Annotated in this window: 21 protein-coding genes; 5 read left to right on the top strand and 16 right to left on the bottom strand. The window is 46.5% G+C overall.

Translation table 11 applies throughout. The features are described 5' to 3' along the window. Positions 1-199 precede the first annotated feature (199 nt). Both BGP75_RS21015 and tdh read left to right on the top strand, forming a co-directional pair. Positions 200-1,390: a glycine C-acetyltransferase gene (locus tag BGP75_RS21015; RefSeq protein WP_076720857.1), complete on the top strand. Its 1,191-nt coding sequence runs from the start codon at positions 200-202 to the stop codon at positions 1,388-1,390. A gap of 22 nt (positions 1,391-1,412) precedes the next feature. Further along, on the top strand, positions 1,413-2,441 hold the full coding sequence (gene tdh, locus BGP75_RS21020; protein ID WP_076720858.1) for an L-threonine 3-dehydrogenase: 1,029 nt from the start codon (positions 1,413-1,415) through the stop codon (positions 2,439-2,441). A gap of 76 nt (positions 2,442-2,517) precedes the next feature. On the opposite strand, the gene pgeF is transcribed toward tdh, so the two are convergent. Both pgeF and rluD read right to left on the bottom strand, forming a co-directional pair. Then, positions 2,518-3,303, bottom strand: coding sequence for a peptidoglycan editing factor PgeF (gene pgeF / locus BGP75_RS21025; protein ID WP_076720860.1), 786 nt, complete (start codon positions 3,301-3,303; stop codon positions 2,518-2,520). A gap of 1 nt (position 3,304) precedes the next feature. Further along, positions 3,305-4,270: a 23S rRNA pseudouridine(1911/1915/1917) synthase RluD gene (rluD, locus tag BGP75_RS21030; protein ID WP_076720861.1), complete on the bottom strand. Its 966-nt coding sequence runs from the start codon at positions 4,268-4,270 to the stop codon at positions 3,305-3,307. 222 nt (positions 4,271-4,492) lie between these two features. Between rluD and BGP75_RS21035 the strand changes: the two genes are divergently transcribed. Next, positions 4,493-5,467 (top strand): outer membrane protein assembly factor BamD, encoded by a 975-nt coding sequence (locus BGP75_RS21035; protein ID WP_076720863.1) that lies wholly within the window; start codon positions 4,493-4,495, stop codon positions 5,465-5,467. A gap of 85 nt (positions 5,468-5,552) precedes the next feature. Beyond that, entirely contained in the window at positions 5,553-6,395 is an 843-nt protein-coding gene (nadE, locus tag BGP75_RS21040) for an ammonia-dependent NAD(+) synthetase (protein WP_076720864.1), read from the top strand. Between the two features lie 80 nt (positions 6,396-6,475). Here nadE and thiO read toward each other — a convergent pair whose 3' ends face one another. The 13 genes from thiO to murJ all read right to left on the bottom strand — a co-directional run bounded on the left by thiO (position 6,476) and on the right by murJ (position 22,175). Next, positions 6,476-7,588, bottom strand: a complete 1,113-nt coding sequence (gene thiO / locus BGP75_RS21045; RefSeq protein ID WP_076720866.1) for a glycine oxidase ThiO — start codon at positions 7,586-7,588, stop codon at positions 6,476-6,478. A 187-nt stretch (positions 7,589-7,775) separates the two neighbouring features. Further along, a complete protein-coding gene (locus BGP75_RS21050; protein ID WP_158070151.1) occupies positions 7,776-8,375 on the bottom strand; it encodes a GspH/FimT family protein in 600 nt (199 codons plus the stop codon). Positions 8,376-8,544: 169 nt separating this feature from the next. Further along, positions 8,545-8,997: a type IV pilin protein gene (locus tag BGP75_RS27490; protein WP_304441983.1), complete on the bottom strand. Its 453-nt coding sequence runs from the start codon at positions 8,995-8,997 to the stop codon at positions 8,545-8,547. 18 nt (positions 8,998-9,015) lie between these two features. Beyond that, the gene (locus tag BGP75_RS21060) at positions 9,016-12,798 is read right to left on the bottom strand and encodes a pilus assembly protein (RefSeq protein WP_076720872.1); all 3,783 of its coding nucleotides are present in this window, start codon (positions 12,796-12,798) and stop codon (positions 9,016-9,018) included. A 31-nt stretch (positions 12,799-12,829) separates the two neighbouring features. Further along, a complete protein-coding gene (locus tag BGP75_RS21065) occupies positions 12,830-13,360 on the bottom strand; it encodes a PilX N-terminal domain-containing pilus assembly protein (RefSeq protein WP_083704965.1) in 531 nt (176 codons plus the stop codon). A 14-nt stretch (positions 13,361-13,374) separates the two neighbouring features. Beyond that, positions 13,375-14,385, bottom strand: coding sequence for a PilW family protein (locus tag BGP75_RS21070; RefSeq protein WP_083704966.1), 1,011 nt, complete (start codon positions 14,383-14,385; stop codon positions 13,375-13,377). Beyond that, complete coding sequence (gene pilV, locus BGP75_RS21075) at positions 14,382-14,846, bottom strand: type IV pilus modification protein PilV (RefSeq protein WP_076720874.1); 465 nt, start codon at positions 14,844-14,846, stop codon at positions 14,382-14,384. Before pilV ends, BGP75_RS21070 begins: the two co-directional genes overlap by 4 nt. Positions 14,847-14,887: 41 nt before the next feature. Next, positions 14,888-15,415, bottom strand: a complete 528-nt coding sequence (locus tag BGP75_RS21080) for a GspH/FimT family pseudopilin (protein WP_076720876.1) — start codon at positions 15,413-15,415, stop codon at positions 14,888-14,890. Positions 15,416-15,713: 298 nt separating this feature from the next. Beyond that, on the bottom strand, positions 15,714-16,151 hold the full coding sequence (locus BGP75_RS21085) for a peptidylprolyl isomerase (protein WP_076720878.1): 438 nt from the start codon (positions 16,149-16,151) through the stop codon (positions 15,714-15,716). 25 nt (positions 16,152-16,176) lie between these two features. Next, positions 16,177-16,683 carry a signal peptidase II gene (lspA, locus tag BGP75_RS21090; protein ID WP_076720880.1) on the bottom strand — a complete coding sequence of 169 codons (507 nt, stop codon included), beginning with the start codon at positions 16,681-16,683 and terminating at the stop codon, positions 16,177-16,179. Between the two features lie 3 nt (positions 16,684-16,686). Next, positions 16,687-19,509 (bottom strand): isoleucine--tRNA ligase, encoded by a 2,823-nt coding sequence (gene ileS / locus BGP75_RS21095; protein ID WP_076720881.1) that lies wholly within the window; start codon positions 19,507-19,509, stop codon positions 16,687-16,689. Between the two features lie 79 nt (positions 19,510-19,588). Further along, positions 19,589-20,515 (bottom strand): bifunctional riboflavin kinase/FAD synthetase, encoded by a 927-nt coding sequence (gene ribF / locus BGP75_RS21100; RefSeq protein ID WP_076720883.1) that lies wholly within the window; start codon positions 20,513-20,515, stop codon positions 19,589-19,591. Between the two features lie 103 nt (positions 20,516-20,618). Then, the gene (gene murJ, locus BGP75_RS21105; RefSeq protein WP_076720885.1) at positions 20,619-22,175 is read right to left on the bottom strand and encodes a murein biosynthesis integral membrane protein MurJ; all 1,557 of its coding nucleotides are present in this window, start codon (positions 22,173-22,175) and stop codon (positions 20,619-20,621) included. 259 nt (positions 22,176-22,434) lie between these two features. On the opposite strand from murJ, the gene rpsT reads away from it, so the two are divergent. Further along, positions 22,435-22,695: a 30S ribosomal protein S20 gene (gene rpsT, locus BGP75_RS21110; RefSeq protein ID WP_076720887.1), complete on the top strand. Its 261-nt coding sequence runs from the start codon at positions 22,435-22,437 to the stop codon at positions 22,693-22,695. Positions 22,696-22,876: 181 nt separating this feature from the next. Here the strand turns inward: rpsT and proB are convergent, their stop codons facing one another. Beyond that, positions 22,877-23,998, bottom strand: a complete 1,122-nt coding sequence (proB, locus tag BGP75_RS21115) for a glutamate 5-kinase (RefSeq protein WP_076720889.1) — start codon at positions 23,996-23,998, stop codon at positions 22,877-22,879. Positions 23,999-24,007 lie beyond the last annotated feature (9 nt).

Below are 24,007 nucleotides of genomic sequence, written 5' to 3' on the forward strand. Positions count from 1 at the left end.
GCAGCATCTGCTGATCTTGCCGCTATCCTTAAACAAACAACCTATTCTTTTATTTAGAACCGATGCAAGGGCAGCGGAGACGTGCTCACATCCAAATTTCAGCATAAAGGATTTTTGTCCAGGAAACTGTTGAAAGAATCATAGGAAAACTCTAAGATCGTTTTCCAATATACAAGAATTATTTCTTACGGGGGATGCAATGAGTAATGAATTTTTGGAACAGCTTTCACAGCAACTACAAGCACTTCAAGATGAAGGCCTGTACAAGCAGGAAAGGCAAATTTGTTCACCTCAGCAAGCGGAAGTCAGGGTTTGTGACGGCAGCCCGGTCATTAATTTTTGTGCCAATAATTATCTCGGCCTGGCAAACCATCCCGCTCTTGTTGAAGCAGCCAAACGAGGGTTGGATGAACGTGGTTTTGGCATGGCATCAGTACGCTTTATCTGTGGAACACAGGATATACACAAACAACTGGAGCAACAGCTCAGTGAATTTCTGGGCACTGAAGACACCATTCTCTACTCATCCTGCTTCGATGCTAATGGCGGTCTTTTTGAGACGCTACTTACGGACGAGGACGCAATTATCAGCGATGCCCTCAACCATGCGAGCATTATTGATGGAGTAAGACTCAGTAAAGCTCGCCGATACCGATACGCAAACAACAACATGGACGAGTTGGAAGCCTGTCTTCAAAAAACCCAGGATGCTCGCTTTCGTCTCATTGCGACCGACGGAGTCTTTTCAATGGACGGAGTTATTGCCGATTTAAAAGGGATCTGTGATCTGGCAGAAAAGTACGATGCCCTGGTGATGGTGGACGATTCACATGCAGTTGGTTTTATTGGAGAGAATGGCGGCGGAACACCGGAGTTTCACGATGTTGTTGATCGTATTGATATCATTACCGGCACCCTTGGCAAAGCCATGGGCGGAGCCAGTGGCGGCTACACCTCAGGCCGCAAGGAAGTCATCCAATGGCTGCGTCAACGCTCCCGCCCCTATTTGTTTTCCAACTCCGTAGCTCCCTCAATCGTATCGGCATCGCTGCAAACAATCAGATTATTAAAAGAGAGCGGAGACCTTCGTCAAAAACTGAATGAGAACAGCTGCTATTTCCGCAATCATTTGCAACAGGCCGGATTCACTCTGGCTGGTGCTGACCATCCGATTATTCCGGTAATGATTGGAGATGCCGCCCTCGCAGCGCAAATGGCAGAGCGCTTGCTGGAAGAAGGCATCTATGTCATTGGTTTCTCATTCCCGGTCGTTCCCCGAGGAGAGGCCCGTATCCGCACACAAATATCTGCCGCCCACAGTCGGTCACAACTCGATCATGCCATTGAAGCTTTTATTCGCATTGGCCGTGAACTTGGCGTTATAACTTGATCAATCGAAAAAGGGCAGCCCAATGAAATGTTTATCAAAGCTTAAACCAGAAACAGGCATCTGGTTAAATGAGACGGATATTCCAGAGCTTGGTCATAATGATCTGCAGATCAAGATTTGCAAAACAGCGATTTGTGGTACTGACATTCATATTTACAATTGGGATGAATGGTCTCAAAACACCATACCTGTCCCTATGACCGTCGGCCATGAATACGTGGGGACAGTCACTGAGATCGGTCAGGAAGTCAGTGGTTTTCAAATCGGGGACCGTGTTTCTGGAGAGGGTCACATTACCTGTGGTCATTGCCGAAACTGCCGCGCAGGACGTCGCCACCTTTGCCGTAATAGCTTTGGAGTTGGAGTAAACCGTCCCGGAGCCTTTGCAGAATATCTGGTTATACCCGCGGTCAATGCATTTAAAATTCCTCCCAACATTTCGGACGACCTTGCCGCAATTTTTGACCCTCTGGGCAACGCCGTACATACCGCCCTTGCTTTTGACTTAGTTGGAGAAGACGTACTCATCACAGGTGCGGGGCCGATTGGTATTATGGCTGCTGCCGTTGCTCGTCACGCGGGAGCCCGCCACGTAGTCATCACTGATATCAATCCCTACAGACTGGACTTGGCGGCAAAGTTGGGAGCGACACGCACAGTCAACGTTAACAAGGAGGAACTAGGCCAGGTAATGCAAGAGCTTGGAATGACCGAGGGCTTTGATGTTTGTCTTGAAATGTCAGGGGTTCCAGCTGCTATTCATCAAATTCTGGAGAAAATCAATCATGGTGGCAAGATTGCAATGTTAGGTATCCCTGCAACCCATACCGCCATCGACTGGTCCCAGGTGATTTTCAAGGGAGTCACAATCAAAGGGATTTATGGCCGGGAGATGTTTGAAACCTGGTATAAAATGGCCAGCTTGATACAGGCAGGGATGGACCTGACGCCAATAATCACCCACCATTTCCCAATTGACGACTTTCAGCAAGGTTTCGACGTTATGCGCTCAGGCTTGTCAGGGAAAGTCATTCTCGATTGGGAAAAATAGCCCGCTTTAAAATACTTTCAGACGCCCGATTGCAATTATAGGGATAGAGTGATTGATTGAGTCAGTGACCGATACGCTAGGATCTGTCCAGCCAAACAAGACTGGCCATACGACCCGTTACTCCATCCCGACGATAAGAGAAAAAGCGTTCCGCATCACTGAAAGTACAATAGTCACCACCATAAACGCTGGTTACCCCAATATGCGCTAAACGCAAACGCGCCAGCGAATAAAGATCTGCAAGCCATTTTTGGGATGTACCCTTCGCTGCCTGCCCCGTGAGTTGGTCACTAACTAAAGGCTTAAAAGCAGCAAAGGCTTCTGAATATTGATCGCAGAAACGTTGGCGAACCTCCCCTCCCACTTCAAAAGCCCCCGGACCAATAGCAGGTCCGAACCAACAAAGAATGTCTTCAGCGGGACATTTCAGAGCTTTTACGGTTGCTTCCAACACCCCATCAGCTAAACCTCGCCATCCAGCATGAGCCGCAGCTACCCGAGTGCCACTTCGATCACAGAATAATACGGGTAAGCAATCAGCTGTCATCACTAAGCAGGCAACCAGAGTATCCCGGGTGAACGAAGCATCAGCTTTAGCAGTTAATCCATTTATTTGTGCGGAAACAACTTCCGTACCATGAACCTGCTCTAACCACTGAAAAGCCACATCGCTGCCTATCAACTCACTCAGACAGGAGCGATTGCGGATGACCTTATCAGCATCATCCCCCACATGCTGTCCTAAATTGAAACTGTTATAAGGAGCATCACTAAAGCCACCAAGCCGGGTACTGGACACAGCCCTAACAGTTTCAGGCGCGGGCCAGTCCGGAACAATCAGTGGGGAATTTAAGTGCTCCATATCAGTCCTCTTCTAGGAACCTGGCATCTTCTTTCAAAGCGTCCAGCAAAAATTCCATATCGTCTGGTAAAGGCACTTCCCAACTGACCAGCTCTCCCGTTCCAGGATGCCATAGCTCAAGCTTTTTCGCATGCAACGCCTGACGCTTGAATCCCCTCAGGGTTTCCTGTAATTCCGGGGTAATTCCTTTCGGCTGGCGAAATCGACCTCCATAAAGTTGATCACCAACCAACGGATAATTGATGTGGCTCATATGCACACGAATCTGGTGGGTGCGCCCTGTCTCAAGCTTCAAGCGAATATGGGTATGACCTCTAAATTTCTTCAGGACTCGATAATGAGTTGTCGCTTCCTTACCTGTCGGATGGACTGACATTTTCTGACGATGCTTGGGATGCCGGTCCATCGGTTCACTGACAGTTCCACCACCGGTCATTACGCGATGCACCACCGCTTCATACTCACGGCCCATGGAGCGCTCCTGTAGCTGCGAAACCAGCTCTGTCTGAGCTTCAATCGTTTTCGCCACAACCATCAGTCCAGTGGTATCTTTATCAAGCCGGTGTACAATCCCGGCCCTGGGAACCATTGCTGCGCCAGGACAATGGTGCAATAAAGCATTCAGCAAAGTGCCACTTTGATGACCTGCCGCTGGATGAACCACCAAACCAGCAGGCTTGTTAATAACCAGAATATCGTTATCTTCATAAACAATATCCAACTCAATGGCTTCAGGCTCCCAGCGTTCCTCTACTTCAAGCTGAGCCCCGACTTCAATTGTCTCGCCACCCAGCAGCTTATCACGAGGCCGCAATTGCTTCCCATCAACAAGCAGCTCTCCTTTTTTTATCCAACTCTGAAGGCGAGAACGGGAATATTCTGGAAACAATTTAGCCATTGCCTGATCCAGTCGATAACCTCCTAAATCAGCAGGAACCTCGACAGAAAGATTGATCTCTTCGGACATTAAATACCCCAGTTAAAAAAACAGTTCGAGAAACCACACTCAGAGGCAACAGTAGTCTTTGGCGTATGCCAAAGCTCTGTGGTTAAATAGCCTTTTGGGAGCCTTGCGGGTTTCGCTCGTCGTAGGTAAGCACTCTACCTGACAAGCTCCTAGTATAACCGAAACTCCCGCTGACATCAGGCAAATGCCTTAAAACTCGGGACAAACAGGATGCAGTTTTCCATGCCCACCATCAAAGCTCTCTTCTTGATGCTTCTTATTAGCCTCATCAGTGCCTGCTCACTGTTTGGCGTTGATGATGAAGATTTTGACATACCTGAATCCCAACTTTACGAAGAGGCCATAGCTGGCCTGAAAGAAAGCGAGTATCAAGTCGCCATCGAAAAGCTGGAACAACTGGAATCCCGCTATCCTTTCGGACGCTATTCAGAGCAGGCACAACTTGAATTAATATACGCCTATTACCGTATGTCACGGGCCGCTCAGGCGATCGCTGCCGCAGACAGATTTATTCGTCTGCACCCCCAACATGACAACATCGATTATGCCTACTATTTAAGAGGCCTGACCAACTTCGAAGCCGATAAAAGCTTAACCGATCGTTTTCTGCCAACCGACCCGTCTCAAAGAGATCCAGGTGCAGCAAGGGATTCTTTTGCTGATTTCGCCACTTTGCTGAATCGCTTCCCTAACAGCCAATACGCTCCCGATGCCCGTAAGCGAATGCTCTACTTAAAGAATCAACTGGCTAACTACGAAATACATGTTGCTCGTTTTTACATCAAACGTGGAGCCTTTGTTGCAGCCGCCAATCGTGGCCGCTACGTTGTTGAAAATTATCAGGAAACACCCGCTATACCAGCAGCACTTGCCATTATGGTATTAGCCTACTCAGAGCTGGGTCTTGATGATCCCGCCAGCCATGCGCAAGAAGTACTCGACAGTAACTTTCCCGATTATGTTCCTGATAGTGAATTAACTGCGATTGAAGCTGAACGTTCTCTGCTGAACACTGCAACATTCGGTTTATTTGATAAAAATGCAGCAGAAGCACCCAAAAAAAGACAAAGACCCAATCGAAAATCGAATCCTAAAAAACAAGTCAAAACTTCTGATGATAACTCTTCAGCCAAAAAAGAAGATGAGGAAGAAGAACGTTCACTGTTTAGTACAATTACCTTCGGTGTTTTTGACTAACAGACGCAACTCCTGACCTGGCTAGTTTAAGTGTTTGGTTAATTGATCGTTTTTGAGTCAATAGGACCCGTAGAGAGAACAAAAAATGAACCGCAATATGATCCTCCAGGAGATGAAAGTTCTTCCGGAAATAGATCCTCAGTTTGAGATTCAGCGACGTATTGATTTCATTAAGGCCCAACTTTTGAAATCAGGGATGAACTGTTTAGTACTGGGTATCAGTGGTGGAGTTGATTCTTCTACTTGCGGCCGCTTAGCCCAAATCGCTGTGGAGCAACTAAACGCAGAACGATCCCCCAGTAGTGCCTACACTTTTGTTGCCGTCCGCCTTCCCTACGGCGTTCAAGCCGATGAACAGGATGCACAGCTTGCGCTGAAATTCATCAATCCAACTAAAAGTATCGCCGTCAATATTAAACTTGGTGCCGATGGTGTCCATGAAGAAACGCTTGGAGCCCTGCAAAATACAGGATTGCTGACCGCATCAGAGACATCCATTGATTTTGTCAAAGGCAACGTGAAAGCTCGCACTCGCATGGTCGCTCAATATGAAGTTGCTGGTTTGCTGGGTGGTTTGGTGCTTGGCACAGACCATTCAGCAGAAAACATTACCGGTTTTTACACCAAGTACGGTGATGGTGCCTGTGACCTCGCCCCTCTTTTCGGCTTAAGTAAACGCCAGGTTAGATTGTTGGCAAAAACTCTTGGCGCTCCCCAAGAGCTTGTTGAAAAAACGCCAACAGCCGATCTGGAGTGCCTTACTCCCTCAAAAGCCGACGAAGTGGCGTTGGGCTTGAGCTATGATCAGATCGACGACTTTCTGGAAGGAAAAGATCTTAACGACGAGCTGACAAACAAGATAATCGGTATCTACTCAGCTACCCAGCACAAACGGCAAGCAATTCCCACCCTCTATGATAATGCGTAAGCAACCGGCACATTAACCAAATGTCAGGGCGACTCAAATAAAGTCCTGACAGACCCCATCATCTAAATATCAGCGTCCTGCTAAATTAAATTCTCCGGCCTTGGTGCTTTTAGCTGGTAGGGTTGTTCGTCTATCATCGGCTGTCTCCCTAAAATTAAATCTGCCACTAGATGACATGAGGCAGGCGCTAACACCAATCCATTGCGAAAGTGTCCTGCGTTAATATACAGATTATCAACTCCAGGCACCTGACCAATAAATGGAATACCACCCGGTGAGCCCGGTCTCAAACCCGACCAATGAACTTCCACAGGATATTGCTCCAGCTTTGGCATGATACGAATAGCTGATTCATACAGACTTTTGTAAGCCTCTTCTGTTGTCCGCTTATTAAAGCCTTCAAACTCTAAAGTACTGCCAACCAGAATTCGACCATCATTTCGAGGAATCAAATAGCGCCCATTTTGCAACACAACTCGATCTAACAACCCCGGCTCAGCCTTGAACAACAGCATTTGTCCTTTGACCGGCTGAACCGGTAACTGCACATCCGCGGCTTCAGCTATCCCACCGCTCCAGGCCCCGGCACTCAACAAATAATGACCAGCAGTCAGGTCTCCGTCTGCGGTTGAAACACTCTCGACCCGGCACTCACCACGGTTTACTGCAAGAACAGGACAGTTCAACTTGAGTTCAATATTTGGATGCAGTTCCAGACTGCGCTGAAGTGATTGCCCCAAACGAGGGTTTCTAATGCTGCTCACTTCCGGCATCCACAGCGCCTGCTCCAGACCTGCAGGAAGATTAGCCTCAAGCTGGTAAATAAAATCAGCAGCCACCTGCACCATTGGCCGCTGACAGCGCTTGGCCCATTCCAGCGCATTCCGTTCATCTGCTACCGCAAGCATCAATAACCCTTTCTGACGTAGCTCAGGATCAATACCCGTCTCTTCCAGTAACTCCTGACTTAAACGCACATAGCTGCTCTGAGACCAGGACGCCAGAGCAGTTATGGCATCGTTGTAACGCCAGGGATAAAGAGGTGAAACTATTCCTCCTCCTGCCCATGAGGCTTCAGAGGCCAAGTTCCCCTTGTCAACCACCAAAACCTTGGCACCACCATTTGCCAGCTCCCGCGCCGTCATCATGCCAATCACGCCACCACCGACAATAAGAACATCGAAACTAGTCATTAACTGCAACCACCATTATTTGCCCTATCCTCAGAGAATCGCAAAGATCATATTTGAAGCTCACTCACAATAGACAGCCAAGCCTGTACAGGCAACAGCCAGTCAGAATTAATATCTAGGCCAGTGTCTTGCCTGTTGACAAAGGAAAGTCAGACACAAAAAAATCAGACAGACCCCTTTTATATCGTCACCAGGTAAAACTGCACTCACCACTGGTAATACGAACACGACCCGTATACGGAATTTTAAGCTCTCGCAGATGATCTGTAGATCCACTCCCATTGCGCAGACAGAAAGTTCCGTTTAGCGAATGCAAACGACCAGACTCCTGGTAAGCAACGTAATCCCCACGATTCCAACGCAGAACCACAGAGGTGTTCAAGGCGGGAAACTCTCTTAGGATCTGGTCTCCTTTACTCGTATCCAGAATTTTGTCTCTGTCAACATCAACAAAAAGCAACCACCCACGACTCCAGTCTGGCCGCCCTCTGGCACTAGAACCGGCGCAGTTTTGATGCAGATCCCCTTGACGGCATAAAACGACGCTGGCATTGCGTGAAACAGCCTCACTACGGGCCAACGCCAGTGCAGTTCTTAAACTATAGATAGAGGAGTCAGCAAGGGACTGGCCGAACAGATGCTCAAAGCTTTGCACTCCAAGCGTGGATAAGATGATCGCTAAAACTAATGTTACAACCAACTCAACAAGCGTCAAACCAGACTGCTTAAAAGCCAGTGGTAAAAACTCAGGTGCACTCCAGCACCGAACAAACGCATCCTTGCGCATTTTATATTCTCCCGTCATTCCCTGACAGTTAATTTGTAGTTTTCTATATCACTTCACTAGTCTACCAATTCTAGATCATTCGATACTCCAGTTAGACCACGATGACTCATAAACCTGATACTCAAAGACCGGCTTATGATTCAGTTAATAATGATAACAAGGCATAAAATCATTGCCAGCAATCTGTTCCTTGAGACGTTCTAGCACCTGTAGCATCCACAGACATGGTCCCACAGCTATCCGATGACTGGGCCCCTTTTGGGGTTGCTATTAATACGAATGTGCTAGCCGTGGCAGAGGATACGGCTAAATCATAATATTTATCAGTTCCGTCTAAAGGAGACTCAGTCGGAAAAATTGTTGGCGCGCCTGTGGCATTGGCACAAGTGCCCACGGTTGTTGTAGCAGCACCACAATAGGAATCATTAATTGTAAAATGACGTTCCATAGCACCGGCAAAAGACATTAGCGCAGCTTGAGCATCAGCCCTGCGAGAAGAGTTTACAAACTCCAGATAAGAGGGATAGGCAACTGCAGCGATGATTCCAATAATAGCAACCACTATCATTAGTTCGAGTAGAGTCACACCTCCACAATAAGGCTTATGATTAATGTATTTCAAACATTTCATCCTCTAAATCTAGTTCTGCAACTCTTGCCAAGCCTGACGACCACTTGGATCACTACTCTCTCTTTGAAGCGCTACCGTATCACCACTAGAACCACTAAAAATATCCCATGCTTTATCCCCGTCCTCTAAAGAAGCAGGATTGTCAGTTATACCCAACCCATCTTTTCGGATCCCTGTATATGCCACTTTTTCAGTCGTTCCATCAGCATGAGTGATAGTTATCATGTCACCATCATCAATCACGCCATCACTATTTAAATCATATGGAGAACTATCAAGACGCCCTCCAGTTATTGCGTTCAGCTCCATCTGCCAACTTTCACCACCAGCAGTACAGTGATCAGCAGAAGGAACTAATGTGGTAAAAAACACTCTGTCCCCTCTCAGCAATGGCATATTGACGACTCTCTCTCCATCACCATCAGTTTCTGTAGAAAGTTTCAAATCAATGTACCATCCCTTTTTTCCTGAACCTTGAGCATTCTGTTCCGTTATACGTATCTGAAAACCAAAAGCGCCCACTTCACTCAATATTGCTTGACCAACAAGCTCTGAACGGTCGCTATTGACTTGAGTGGTACCATCATCCTGGACTCCATATAGACTATGAATCTGGGGGGTTGTACCGACAATATTGTCGTTGGTTTCATAATATTTTCCCGTACCAAAATAGATCATCATTCCATTGTCAGAATGCCACCCTACCTGGGGAGATGCTGAAATAGCTTGTGTAGCACCGGATGAATCTTTAGCAATGAATAAAGGCTCGGGGGCGGCATTTGCCCCAGGTCCATCATGGAAAGAAAAGTCCCACAAATTAGAGTTGGCGCTACTACTAATGTCTATTTTCCAAAGATTTCCTTTTAGATCACCGGCATAAATAGTATCTGCAATATAATCCCTATCGGTGTCAGCAACAAATGGCGTCGACATTCCATTACCCGTCGTTTCGGTATCAAATTCAGCAATCAACGAACCGTCTTCCAAATCAACAATATAGATAACCGCCTTACCACTGCTACTATCATATCCATTAGCAAACACAGCTCCCCATTCACCAGTAGCTAAGCGTACAATTGTGACTTGTCCAAGCGTGTACCCAAGGTCTGAAAAACCCGTAGTTGTATCATCTATTTCCCAAAGAACATTAGTTGTGGAAAATGAATCAGGGAATGTAACATCTAATGCAAAAACTCCCTTACCACCAGCCCCCGTTGTACTAACAAGAATCGAACGCCACTCGTTATCTGAATCACCATCATGATCAATGTAGGCATCCCCAACATGAGGAGAACCATCAACATAGTATTTATGAGAATAATTAGGCTTAGTAAGCGCCTCAAGATTACTAGTTATTGAACGGGGGATATAAGCAAAAACCTCTACACCAGTGTCTGCATCAAAAGCATGCAGCATTCCATCATTTCCGCCAACATAAAGCATTTCTTTTCGCGCTAGGTAGGATGCTCCAGTTCTAAATACTGCATAATCACTCCCTTCCGTACCACCCAAGCCTACATACCCAAAATTCGGATAACTAACATATTGAGGGTCTGAGTTAACAATATCTCCTAGAACATTCCCATAAATGCTGCCATCCAGGGCCGTTTCATTAGGGCGGTTACGGAAATTTCCACCATTTTGCTGTTCCTTTCTTTGATCACCTCGTATGTAATTCACCTCATCAGTGCCCAAAGTTGGAGCAACTGCTTGAATTGTTGCCAAATTACTAGTATCAAAAGAAAAAGCAGCTGTACTGGCAGCATTCCATGAATAGATGTTACGACTACCATGAGCTGGTAGTTCCTCCGCAGCATCCCAAGTAGCCGTACCCAAAGTGGCAGTGGCAGAAACAGGCAAGGCATAAAGATGACCGCTCCAGTTGCCGCTGTTAAATTTAGCTTGGTATGCGTTGCTATCCGTACTTAATTGTGCCGAGTTGGTAGTGATAGCCGAGGCTGTAGAAGAGCGCTCCTCTATTTCAGCAAAAGCCTCTGAAAGCCCAGTCACTAACTTATCTGGACGAGAGGCGAGCACATAATTATCCGGTTCGCCATCCGCATCTTCATCCCACTCACTCTGTAAATCAGGTTCATCATTGCCATTAGAATCAATAAATCCACCATACTTACCAGCCAACCAGAGCATATTCATTTGGCCAGTCAGGGGGTTAGCATTATATTCCTGCGTATCAATCATAAAAGTGGCAACAGTCTGCTCGCCAGGCATAGCTGACTCAGTGCGCAAATCATTTGTATTCGCATAATGGGCCAAACCTGCAATATAGTAAGAGTTCTCTTTGGGTCCATAAGGACAGGTTCCCATTACCTCCCCGAGACTAGAAATCGTTTTGTTCGTTGCACTTAAATTACAGTTACCATCCACACAGCCAATGCATTGACTGGTACCGTTTAACCCTTCCAGCCGCCCCACTTCATTGGTAAGGCTAGTGACATTAATGCTCGTATCTGAGTTAGAGGGCTCACCATAGTCGGCTGCGGTTAAAGTTCGCCCCGAAAAATCGGCCGTAGTAAAATGAGTACCGGGTAGTCTTTTATCCAGCCAAGGATTCGCATCGTTGATACCAACAATAAAGTTTTTTTGACAGCTGTACTGTATAGGATCTTCCCAATTTGTAATTGCCGGAAACCCCCCCATATTAGCAACTGACAATCCATCGGCATATTCAGGGGTTCTGCCCAAATTTTTAAAGTACCGCAAAGACTCATAAAAAAGCTCAGCAGCCGGATCATAACTTTTGTAACCTGATTCACTAAACTTATTTAGATAGTTAATAACCCCAGAATTACTAACACCACTTGCGGTAGCGTCACTAGGGTTGGGGTTATTCACTAATAACCCTCCTGTTGTAACTTCACCGTTAGGGTTTATTCGCGTACCACCATTACCATCAGGCTCGGTAGCTCCTACATACTTCATATTTGCTCGGAGTACGCCACCGTCACGACTCTGAGAGCCATCTTTCGAAAAGCTCGTAACAGCAAAGCGCATACTGTCAGATTTATCCTGTATCAGTCCCTCAGGTTTGTAATACGTTGAGCCATCAGTATATTCGATACAATTAGATTCCAATCCTACGGAAGAGTCGCACACCTTAACTTGCAGATTGAAAGTACCTTTTTCGGTCCCTCCTATCGTAGTACCAAATGAAATACCAAACGATGTATTAGTAATATATATGGCGCTATCAGACCAAGGAGTTACAGTTGAAGGGGATACATTCTGAGTTGCTTTCACTAACTTGTGAGGGTACCAGCCATTATTATTTTGCTTTCGTGCCCTTTGGATAATTGTCTCTGATGTAGTATCCACTATTCGATTACCTCCGGTCATCGTCCAGATAAACATATCGATAGCAGTCATAGAGGCCCAGTTCATAAAGTTACCACTGTACGCTCCTGAACATTCGTGGTCAGTATTGGTTACGCCTGTTGGGTAAAAATAACCGGGGGAATTACTTGTATATGCGTAACATTTATTAGAATCAAAGTAACCCAAGTAAGTTTCGGTCTTAAAATAACAAGCACCGACAGTACCACCGTCGTTCACTCTACCATTACAGACGGCACCTCCCGCCAACGTATCTGGCTGATCGTTATAAGCAGCACCACCCATAGGTGATTCAACCGACATGTTAAACAAAACGTTAGGGTCTGCAGTGGTAGCTAGATAAAGAGGCACCTGCGACACCGCACCAAAGGCAGAAAAACTGATCGCAATCACAGCAAAGCCTAAGATAGATACTACTTTCGAAAATAGCGGCAATTTCATAACAAACTCACTTGGCCTTAAGTGGGCCTTTTTATCGTTTATAGATAGATTGTAAAATGACCTTGGAAGAATCAGTCCCGCCAGTAGCTCGCGCTGTAATTCGATACAGAGTCTTACTCTCTAATGCCTGTGCAGCCTGTGCACTAGGGCTGGGTAAAGTCGAGTCCAGCTTTTCAATTACATATCGAGGAGCGGTACTTACACCACCGATTGCCCCACCGCTATAGGCGGCAGCAGACGCTGACCACTGCGATTCCGTCCACTTATCTGGCGCAGTAGTATTCCCTGGAATCTGTTTAATTAAGCCTGTGGTAGTACCATCAAAATCAGGTAACGTCACAGTCGTAAGCAAATAGTTTTCTGCTCCTCTGAGAGCACTTTCCCCTGCTTGAAAAGCCATGTTTCTATTCTTCATATTTCCAGCCATTTTTTCTTCCATTGTAGTATCTTGGATACTGCCAACTCCGAGGAAAGTAATAACTATCAAAATAATCATGCAGACAATTAGCGTTGCACCATCTTCACGCATAAGGTTTGAATGGAGCGTTTTTTGTTTCAACAATGCTCTAGACTCCTCTAGTCCAAACGGTTCCGAACAGCGACACGGGAACTAAATACCTTTCGAACTCTTCGATCTCCTGGGGAAAGCGTCGCCCCGTTATATTGAATACTCTGCGCAGCTTCAGTCAGGTTGTCACGGAGGCTGCGAATAAGTAGCGATATATGAATGCTTACCACTTGATCCATATTCAGCCCCGCAGCGCCGGCAGGCACGTAATAATTCGGCGCCCCATCACTATCCGTATCCTCCCCATACATAACTTGAAAGTTCTCAACACCTTCGACCAATTCATCACCATTTCTAAAAAGTGCCGGTTCACCACTAGCACCGTCGGCGATACTGTAAGTCACGCTACTAGCTCTATAAATTTGAGCGTCTGTAGCATATATTTTTTGCAATGTTTGAGTCGCATTTCCAGGCCCCACAGACGTATTCCCAGTATTATGGGTTACAAGATCAAAGTTAGCGGTGCCACCTGCGCTAGGATTATTGGTTACCTGAAAAATTTCACCATGAGAACAATCACTCAGTAAAACAATTTCATCTTCTACTAAGCCACTATTATTACTTATCTGTAAGGCAGCAGCAGTCGTTGCAGGAACCACAACCACATTAGCCCCGAAACCAGATGCCCCTCTTAAAACTAGTGTATCTGGACTATCTGATGCAGTATTGACTCCTGATGAACCATCCGTACCATCTACGCCTACTCCAAAACTATATGCAGCATCACTGCTAGGATTAAGATGATCCCTGATTGATGTACCGATACCGTCTGAATTACACCCCCAGAAATCGGCTCCTCTAATATCTCGTGTTAGAAATTCAATTCCAAAACGACCATTTTCCTGAATTCGTGAAAATTCTTCCTGAAATTCATACGTTTGCTTCAAGCTGACAAAAGTTTGTAACACGGCTGCGGTTAACAAGAGCCCCAGCGCTAAAGCAACCATCAACTCAACCATTGAAAAACCCAACATAGAAGAACCGACTATCAATTTCTGATTCTCTGGAGCCTTTTTCATAATTCAAAACTCATTGATAGAGATGCTGCAGAGGTCGCAGGGTTGCGGTCATCATCCCAACTAATAGCCACAGAAGTTACGCCCCCGGAAACAGAAATACTTCCGGTGCCAGAAGGTAGTATTGAGGTGATAGTAGTCTGCCAGTCAAAAAGATCTCGCTGTGCAATTTGCGTTGCAGTGCAAGTGGAAATAGCCCCTGAATAGCTAACACAAGAGGTTGAGTTGGAAGCAGATATAGTGGAATAATCGACTCCCATGTTAGATCGCATTTTGTCAGCAACGTCATAGATGAGTACTGTTACTTGACTACGTAAGTAAGCATCCTGATTGTTTCTAAGGGCGACACTTTCCAGAGCAATCAGACCAAAGATACCGATAGACAAGACCAATACAGACACAAGCACTTCTATCAGAGTAAAACCCTGATTGGTTTTTTTAATTATTTTCTTTTGTTGCCGCAACAGCCTACCTCCTTTGGCTTTTCTAAAGATCCTTGTAAGTATTAGTTCATTCGCACCCGTCCAACGGTGTTTATCCAGAGGTTTTTATCGTAACTGGGATCTCCGCCGCTATCGCTGAATGAAAAAGAACACTCACCAGAACCAGATCGTCTTTCCCCGCTTGCGCCAAACGAAATAAAATCTCCGCAGCTGTAGTTAATATCAACTCCGGTAATCGAGTTTTCTGTTCTCCGCAAGGTCTGGTTGTCTGCCGCCACTAATACTCGCCAACCCGTCCCCACCCAACTAACAGGATTATTCGTATCATCTGTTCCGCAGTTTCCATCGCTGCTACCGAGACATAGGGATACTGTTTCTCCCCGCTTTACCGCTTCAGTTCGTGCAAAGGCAAGACTGGATGCAAGAGCGTATCGAGCCTTGTCTACTTTACTGCCAATAATCATCGAATCATAATTGGGAGTAGCCACCAGTAGCAAGATAGCAACAATAGCCAACACCACCATCAGCTCTATCAGAGTAAAACCACCAGACGTTGTTACTTCCGAGTGCGATCGTGATACGGCTGACATATATTTCTAACATCCCTTAGAGTACGTTGTCACAAAGTAGTTGTATCTATCCACACCAACATACTGTTTTTCAGTGAGAAACTACAACCTATTTTGTCGCTGTTGGCAGCATTATGCCACCGACTAGTCGGACCTATCTACACTAAGAGTAGAACAACCGTTTAGTTTTTGCGTAGTCATTAACTTGAGTTAAGTCAATAAAACTACCTAGGGGAGAATACAACAGGAAAGATTTGGAAGTTCCTGAATGCATAAAACTGACAGCATTCAGGAAATCGGTGGAACAGAGTGCTTGAAATCAGGCCGTTTCGACATCTAAGATGTTGACGTCAAAATAAAGCGTTCGACCTGCCAGTGGATGATTAAAATCAACGGTCACTTGCTGTTCATCAAAAGATTTAACCATTCCAGGAAGTTCGCTTTGCCCGGCATCCGCAAAGGCAATCATCAGTCCCGGCTCCAATTCAAGATCTTTGAACCGGTCTCTTGATATAACCTGAACATTGTTAGGGTTTGGCATACCAAAAGCTTGCTCCGGAACAATTCTCAACGTTGATTCATCACCGGGCTTTAAGCCATGTAGTGCCAATTCAAAACCTTTAAGTAAGTTACCATCCCCCACAGAAAAGGTTGCAGGACTTTTATCAAAGGTCGAATCAACAACTTCACCATCTTCCAATTTAATGGCGAAATGAAGTGTGACTGTCTTCCCCGGGCCTATCACTTGCTCAGACATCAATGATACCTACAGTTTTCTCTCACTATGACGCAGTGTTAACGCCACTTCGGTTTACAACAAACATATCCCAAAGCAACAATACTGCGCCAACACTAATCGCAGAGTCAGCGATATTAAACGCCGGATAATAGTAGTGCTGCCAATGCAGAGATATAAAGTCCACCACGTAACCCAATAGCACACGGTCTATCAAATTACCGACGGCCCCACCTAAAATAAGCGACAGAGCTAACGCTTGCAAAATCATTGTCCGAGGCGTTTTTTTCAGCCAGACAATCAAATACAGCGACATTCCCAAAGCAACTGCTGAAAAGAACCAACGCTGCCAGCCTCCCTGGCTAGCTAAAAAGCTGAAAGCTGCCCCTTTGTTATGCAGCAAGGTCAAATCAAAAAAAGGCAATAGCACCACAGGCTCGCCATAAACAAGCCATTGTGTAGCCACAAACTTGCTGCCCTGATCGAGCAGCAAGATAACAACACTAAGCCAGATCCAGCTTAGCCCTGAAGGCTGATTAGACGTGTTTATCATAGATCAGGCGTAAGCGCGCCGCTCTCCTTCGCCTTCTACGTTTTCAACACAACGACCGCAAAGTTCCGGATGATCGGCATGCGTACCTACATCCTTTCGAAGATGCCAGCAACGACAGCACTTCTCATCAGTGCTCAAGCTGATCTTCAACTTCAATGTAGCCAATTCAGTATCCTTGGCATCGGATGCTGCATCAACAAGTGCTTCTACACTGGCAGAAGAACTAATTAGAACAAACCGCAACTCGTCTCCAAGGCGCTCCAGGGCTGATTTCAAATTGGGTTCGGCATAGAGCACCACGTCAGTACTAAGCCCAGACTTTACAATGCCGGCATTACGCTGGTTTTCCAGCTCTTTATTAACAGCATTCTTTACATCCAGGATTTGTTGCCAAAAGTCACGCCCCATGAGTTCGCTGCCATCCAATTCAAATAGCTCCTGATACCAGGTCTCGAGGTGTACTGATTCAGCACGCTCACCAGGAAGCTGCTTCCAGATATCTTCTGCAGTAAAACTAAGAATAGGGGCTATCCAGCGTACCATCGCCTCCATGATAAGGAACAGTGCTGTCTGGCAGGAACGGCGGGCCAGACTATCTGCCGGAGTGGTATATTGGCGATCCTTGATAATATCCAGATAAACGCCACCAAGGTCCTGAGCACAGAAATGATGAACCTTCTGGTAAACATTCAGAAATTGATAGTTTGTATAGGCTTCAGTAATCTCCTTTTGCAATTGTGAAGCTCTATCAACGGCCCAACGATCCAGTGCCAACATATCTCCCGCAGGCACCGCATGGAGCGCAGGGTCAAAACCATTGAGATTCGACAGTAAAAAGCGTGATGTATTTCGAATCCGGCGATAAGAATCAGCGGTTCTTTTCAGAATTTCATCAGAAACAGCCATCTCCCCGCTAAAGTCAGTGGCAGCCACCCATAAACGCAGGATGTCAGCACCGTACTTATTCATCACAGTCTGCGGAGCAACCACATTGCCCATTGACTTGGACATTTTGCGACCATCCTGGTCAACAGTAAAACCGTGAGTAAGCACCTGCTTGTAGGGAGCCACACCTTTTATCGCAATCCCCGTCTTCAAGGAAGACTGAAACCAGCCTCTATGCTGGTCAGAACCTTCTAGATAAAGATCGGCAGGGAAGCCCAGGTCATCATCCTGATCCAAGACAGAGTAATGAGTCACGCCTGAGTCAAACCAAACATCCAGAGTATCATTAACCTTAATGTACTGATCCGCCTCCGCTCCGAGTAATTCATCAGGCTCCAGCTCAAACCAAGCATCGATACCACTTTCTTCTACTCGTTTAGCTACCGCCTCAATTAACCGAGTCGTCTCAGGGTGAGGTTCTTGCGTCTCTTTGTGGATAAACAGCGCAATAGGCACCCCCCAAGTTCGCTGACGTGACACACACCAGTCCGGGCTCTGCTGAACCATCCCTTCAATACGATTCTGCCCCCAACCTGGGAACCACTGCACTCCTTTAATTGCCTCCAGCGCATCCGCTTTGAGGTTTTTCTCATCCATGCTAATAAACCACTGCGGCGTAGCACGATAGATCAATGGCGTCTTGGTGCGCCAGCAGTGGGGATAACTGTGTTCAAATTTAACCGACTTGATCAAGCAACCCTTATCACGCAGCAGAGCGACAACTTCGTCATCTACTTTGTAAACGTGCTGTCCCGCAAATTGCCCAGCTGCCTCAACAAAAATGCCATGCCCATCAACCAGATTAAGCGTTTCAATGGCATATTTCTGTCCCACAACAAAGTCTTCGACGCCATGATCAGGTGCAGTATGAACCGCTCCTGTACCCGCGTCGACAGTAACATGATCCCCGAGAATGACTGGTACTTGTTTGCCATTAAAAGGATGCTTCAGAAGCTGATTTTCCAGTGCCAGGCCTTTACAGCGACCAACAACACGATAGTCTTCAACAGCATATCGATTCATGGCTTCTTCAAGTAGCGCCTGCACCAAGAGGATACGCTCTTTACCAGCTCCCAGATCGACTTCAACCAACAGATAATCGAGTTCAGCATTTAATGAAACAGCCTGATTCGAAGGTAAGGTCCATGGCGTTGTTGTCCAGATAACAGCACTAACGTCTCCCTCACTTTCACCTTCAAGCTCAAAACAATCGATAAAAGATTGCTGGTCCACTGCTCTGAATCGCACATCAATGGCGGTGGAGGTTTTATCCTGATATTCAACTTCTGCTTCAGCCAGCGCTGAAGCCCCTACCACACTCCAGTAAACAGGCTTATAGCCCTTTACCAGATGCCCATTTTCAACAATCTTACCCAATGCACGAATGATGTTGGCTTCTGTTTTAAAGTTCATGGTCAGGTAAGGGTTGTCCCAATCACCCAGTACGCCCAAGCGGATAAAATCCTGCTTCTGTCCATTAACTTGTTTAAGCGCATAGTCCCGGCATTTTTGCCTGAATTCCTTAAACGTTTTTTTGGTCCCGGCCTTACCGATAAGCGTCTCCACCTTATGCTCAATCGGCAATCCGTGGCAATCCCACCCAGGCACGTAAGGGGCATCAAACCCGGCCTGAGTTCGTGACTTAACGATAATGTCTTTTAATATTTTATTAACTGCATGACCAATATGAATATCACCATTCGCATAAGGAGGGCCATCATGCAAAATGAACTTCTCACGCCCTTGACTGACTTCACGAATCTTTTGGTAGAGACCCAGCCGATCCCATTCTTTGAGCACTTCTGGCTCACGTTTGGCCAAGTTGCCACGCATCGGAAAGTCCGTTTGCGGCAGGTTCAGGGTATCTTTATAGTCAGTCATCACGCTGCTTCACTTTTAGCTATTAACTTTTAACTTTGATCAAAGAACAACATAAGCTTAATTATCAGTCTCGTGCCATTCAGGCCGGACTCCATGCTTTAGCGAACTCAATATCACTTTGTATTTGCTCAGTAAGACTCGTCAGATTCTCAAACTTTTTCTCTGGACGGACAAACCCTTTAAATTCAACGACCAATCGCTGCCCATATATCGAATTATCGAAATCGAACAGATGCGCCTCCAAAAGAGGTGAAACGCCGTCCAGGGTAGGACGAACTCCCACATTAGCAACTCCGCGGTATCGCTCACCACTCTCGGTAACAGCCTCAACGACAAACACTCCGGAAAAGGGCAGCTGCTTTCGTTGTAACGATAAGTTTGCTGTTGGCACACCTAGCTGACGCCCAAGCTTTTGCCCATGAACAACTTTACCACTAAGTGTATAAGGTCGACCTAACAGACGAGCAGCAAGTTCAAAATCATGACTGGCCAACACATTTCGAATCCGACTACTACTCACGCGCTCACCATCAACCAGATAAGTAGCAGTATTCACTACGGTAAAACCATGTGTTTTTCCGGTCTGGCGAAGAAGTTCAAAATCCCCCGCCCGATCACAACCAAAACGAAAATCATCACCAACAACGAAGTACTTTACTTCGAGCCCATTCAAAAGCAACTGATCGATAAATGCCTCAGCCGTCAACGATCGCAAACGCTGGTTAAAATGCAAACAAAACACTCGATCAATCTGATGCTGTTGCAACAACACCAGCTTATCTCTAAATCTTGTTAATCTGGGGGGAGCCTTGTCTCCTTGAAAAAACTCTCGTGGCTGAGGCTCAAAAGTAATCGCAACAGAAGGCAACCCAAGCGCCATGGCTTTTTCGCTGACCTGCTTCAGTATCTGATGGTGTCCCAAATGAACCCCATCAAAATTACCAATCGTCGCAACGCAGCCACGGTGCTGATCACGCAGATTGTGAAGACCCCTGATTAACTCCATGCAGTGTTTTACACCCGAACAAAATAAAAAAACAGCGCATTATACCCTAGCAATGAGCAGCAGAATACAACCCAACCCTATCAGACAACCATAGGCCCCGACTTTAATGGCGTAAATCAGAGATTCTCAGCCCCATACACCACAGCATCATAAGATAAAGACCTGCTCCGCCAATACAGAGCCCACCCAGATTCAATGCCCGGTCCCATACAACCCAATCGAGCCATTGATCCGTAGACGGTGTCAAATACAACAGAAAAACGGCCATGATCATATTGGCCGCCAACAGCTGAAAAGCAAACCGAGACCAACCCTCCTGCCACCGAAATATCTCCTCACGCAACAACCCACGCAATAACATTGCCGCATTAGCAAAGGCACTCAACGAAGTAGCTAGCGCCAACCCTGCATGCTGCATAGGATAAATCAGCAATAAATTAAGAACCATATTTGCAACCATGGCTTTGATACCGATAGTCACGGGAGTTTTGGTATCCTGCCGGGAAAAGTACCCAGGAGCCAAAACCTTGATCAACATAAAGGCCAACAAACCCAAACTGTAAGCTCTAAGGCTAAAAGCAGTCATAACAACATCGCGTTCCTCCATGGCCCCGTACTTGAAGAGACTTATAATCAGCGGCTCCGCCAGCAACCAGAGTGCCAAAGCCGCTGGCAGCCCTATCAGCAATACCATTCTTACCGCCCAATCCAGAGTTTTAGCAAACGCATCAGCCGACTGCTCACTATGCTTTCGCGACAAACTTGGCAAAATGACGGTAGCGATAGCTATCCCAAACACTCCTAGCGGCAATTCAACCAAACGATCGGAAAAATAGAGCCAGGAAACACTCCCCGTTTTTAAGAAAGAAGCCAGGACCGTATCCAATAGAAGATTAATCTGGCTAACGGAAACACCAAAAATAGCCGGCAACATCAACCTCATGATTCGTTGCACCCCTTCATCCCTAAAACCAACTTTTGGATTAGGCAACAAACCGAGTCCAACGAGAAACGGCAACTGCAACAACAGCTGTGAAACCCCCGCAATAAGGACCCCCCAGGCAAGCGCCATCACGGGAGTATCCAACCAGGGCTGCAACCAAAAAACAGAACCGATTAACGACAAATTGAGTAACACTGGAGTAAAGGCGGGCACCAGAAAACGATCGTAACTATTAAGAATTGAGCCCGCAAAAGCCGTCAAGGAGATCAACATCAGGTAGGGGAAGGTAATTCGCAGCATATCTACAGTTAATGCAAATTTGGCTGCATCATGCATATAAAAACCGGGAGCAAAAAGAATAGCAAGCAAAGGGGCTCCAAGAATCGCCAGCGCCGTTAAAACAATCAGCACCAAGCCAAGCGTTCCTGCGACCTGATTCACCAGTTCTTTTACCGCTGCCAGACTCCCTTTAGTCCGATACTCAGAAAGAACCGGCACAAACGCTTGAGCAAAAGCCCCTTCAGCAAAAAGCCGACGCAAAAAATTAGGAATTTTAAAGGCAACAAAAAATGCATCGGCACTAGCTCCCGCTCCAAATCCTTGCGCAATGACAACATCCCGCGCGAGTCCGAGCACACGAGACAACATTGTCATACTACCCACCAGCAAACTGGATTTAAGTAGACTTTTTTTGCCTTTTACTGACGACTCTGCCATTAACTTCCATTCTCTCAAATACAATATGCTTTATGCTGTAACAATTACCATCCACCTTGTAATGTCGCAAATCCACCTGATATAGCCAGGATGAGCAAGAACTAAACGCCCCGACAGCGCAGACATCATAGCGGCAGCAACGACTAAGGAACAACAAATAAATCCGATTTAAGTTGACAGTAGCCTCAGATGTATGAATAATTTCGCCTCTTTGTTTTTAAGTCTCAAAGACAAGCAATAATTTTTAAGGAGCCAGATTGTGGCAAATTCCGCTGGATCAAAGAAACGCGCACGCCAAGCTGAAAAGCGCCGTCAGCATAATGCTAGTCTGCGCTCAATGACTCGTACTTACCTGAAGAGAGTTGTAACTGCTATCGAGAGCGGCGACAAAGAAGCAGCTCAAGCTGCTTACACAGTTGCCACCCCGGCGCTAGACAAAGCCGTCTCTAAAGGCATTTTCAACAAGAACAAAGTTGCTCGCCATAAGAGCCGCTTGAACGCACAGATCAAAGCACTTTAATTAGCTGCTGATCAAAAAAACCGGCTTACGCCGGTTTTTTTATGCCTGAAATATCTGAAACCTATTAACAATCGCCTCAAAAAACGCGAGAACACGTTGATACCAGCAGACACAGACAATTACCGAGACCCGCTTCCCCCCCCAGAGATAACAAGCCTTACAAACACCAAACAAATTTAATTCAAGCCAGTACCAAGTTATCCCTGTGGACAAGCTCTTCCTCAGCGACATAACCCAAAATTTCGCCAATCCTACTGCTTGCCTGTCCAATAATCTTTGCAGCCTCATCAACTCCGTAGTTGACCAATCCTCGCGCCACTACTCGACCCTGCTCATCCACACAGAGCACCATTTCACCACGAGAGAAATCACCTGTAACTTGCTTCACCCCTACAGGCAACAAACTGCGCCCTGAATCTTTGAGCACCTTAACCGCCCCAGCATCCAGCACCAGCGTCCCTCTCGCCTTTAAGTGACCGGCAAGCCATTGCTTACGCGCCGCCTGTGGACTGCACTCCGGTGTCAACAGCGTCCCCAGACTCTCACCGTTCTTTATTCGTAACAACACATCGGCCTCGCGCCCACTGGCAATAACCGTAGCAGCCCCCGAACGAGCAGCCAATCGAGCTGCCCGCACCTTCGTCGCCATACCACCACGACCCAGCACACCGCCGCCGCCTGCCATTTCATCCAAACGCCTATCCTCAGCAGGAGCTTCCGCAACCAAGACTGCCTTAGGGTTTTTACGAGGGTCACTTTCAAACAATCCCTGCTGATCAGTTAAAATAATTAGCGCATCAGCAACAACAAGATTAGCGACCAAAGCTGCCAAAGTATCATTATCACCAAAGCAAATTTCATCAGTGACCACCGTGTCGTTTTCATTAACAACAGGCACAACACCCCACTTTATCAATGCGCCCAAGGTACCCCGCGCATTCAGATAGCGCTTGCGATTGGAAAGATCATCATGGGTCAACAGAATCTGGGCGGTATGCATCTGATGCTGCTTAAAACACGCCTCATAGGTCTGTACTAACCCCATCTGCCCCACAGCAGCCGCAGCCTGCAACCGGTGCAACTCATCAGGGCGCTCAGTCATTCCCAACCGGTTCATTCCTGCAGCCACTGAGCCGGACGAGACCAACACCAATTCAACGCCCTGCTGGCGCAATTGCGCCATCTGGTCCACCCAGCTCGCTATAGCCTTGTGATCCAATCCACGACCATCATTAGTCAGCAGGGCACTGCCGATTTTAACAACCCAACGCTTTGCCCCTGACACCCGATCTCTCACACTCATTTGACACAA

It is taken from the genome of Motiliproteus sp. MSK22-1 (genome assembly GCF_001968815.1).
Classification (GTDB): Bacteria; Pseudomonadota; Gammaproteobacteria; order Pseudomonadales; family Balneatricaceae; genus Motiliproteus.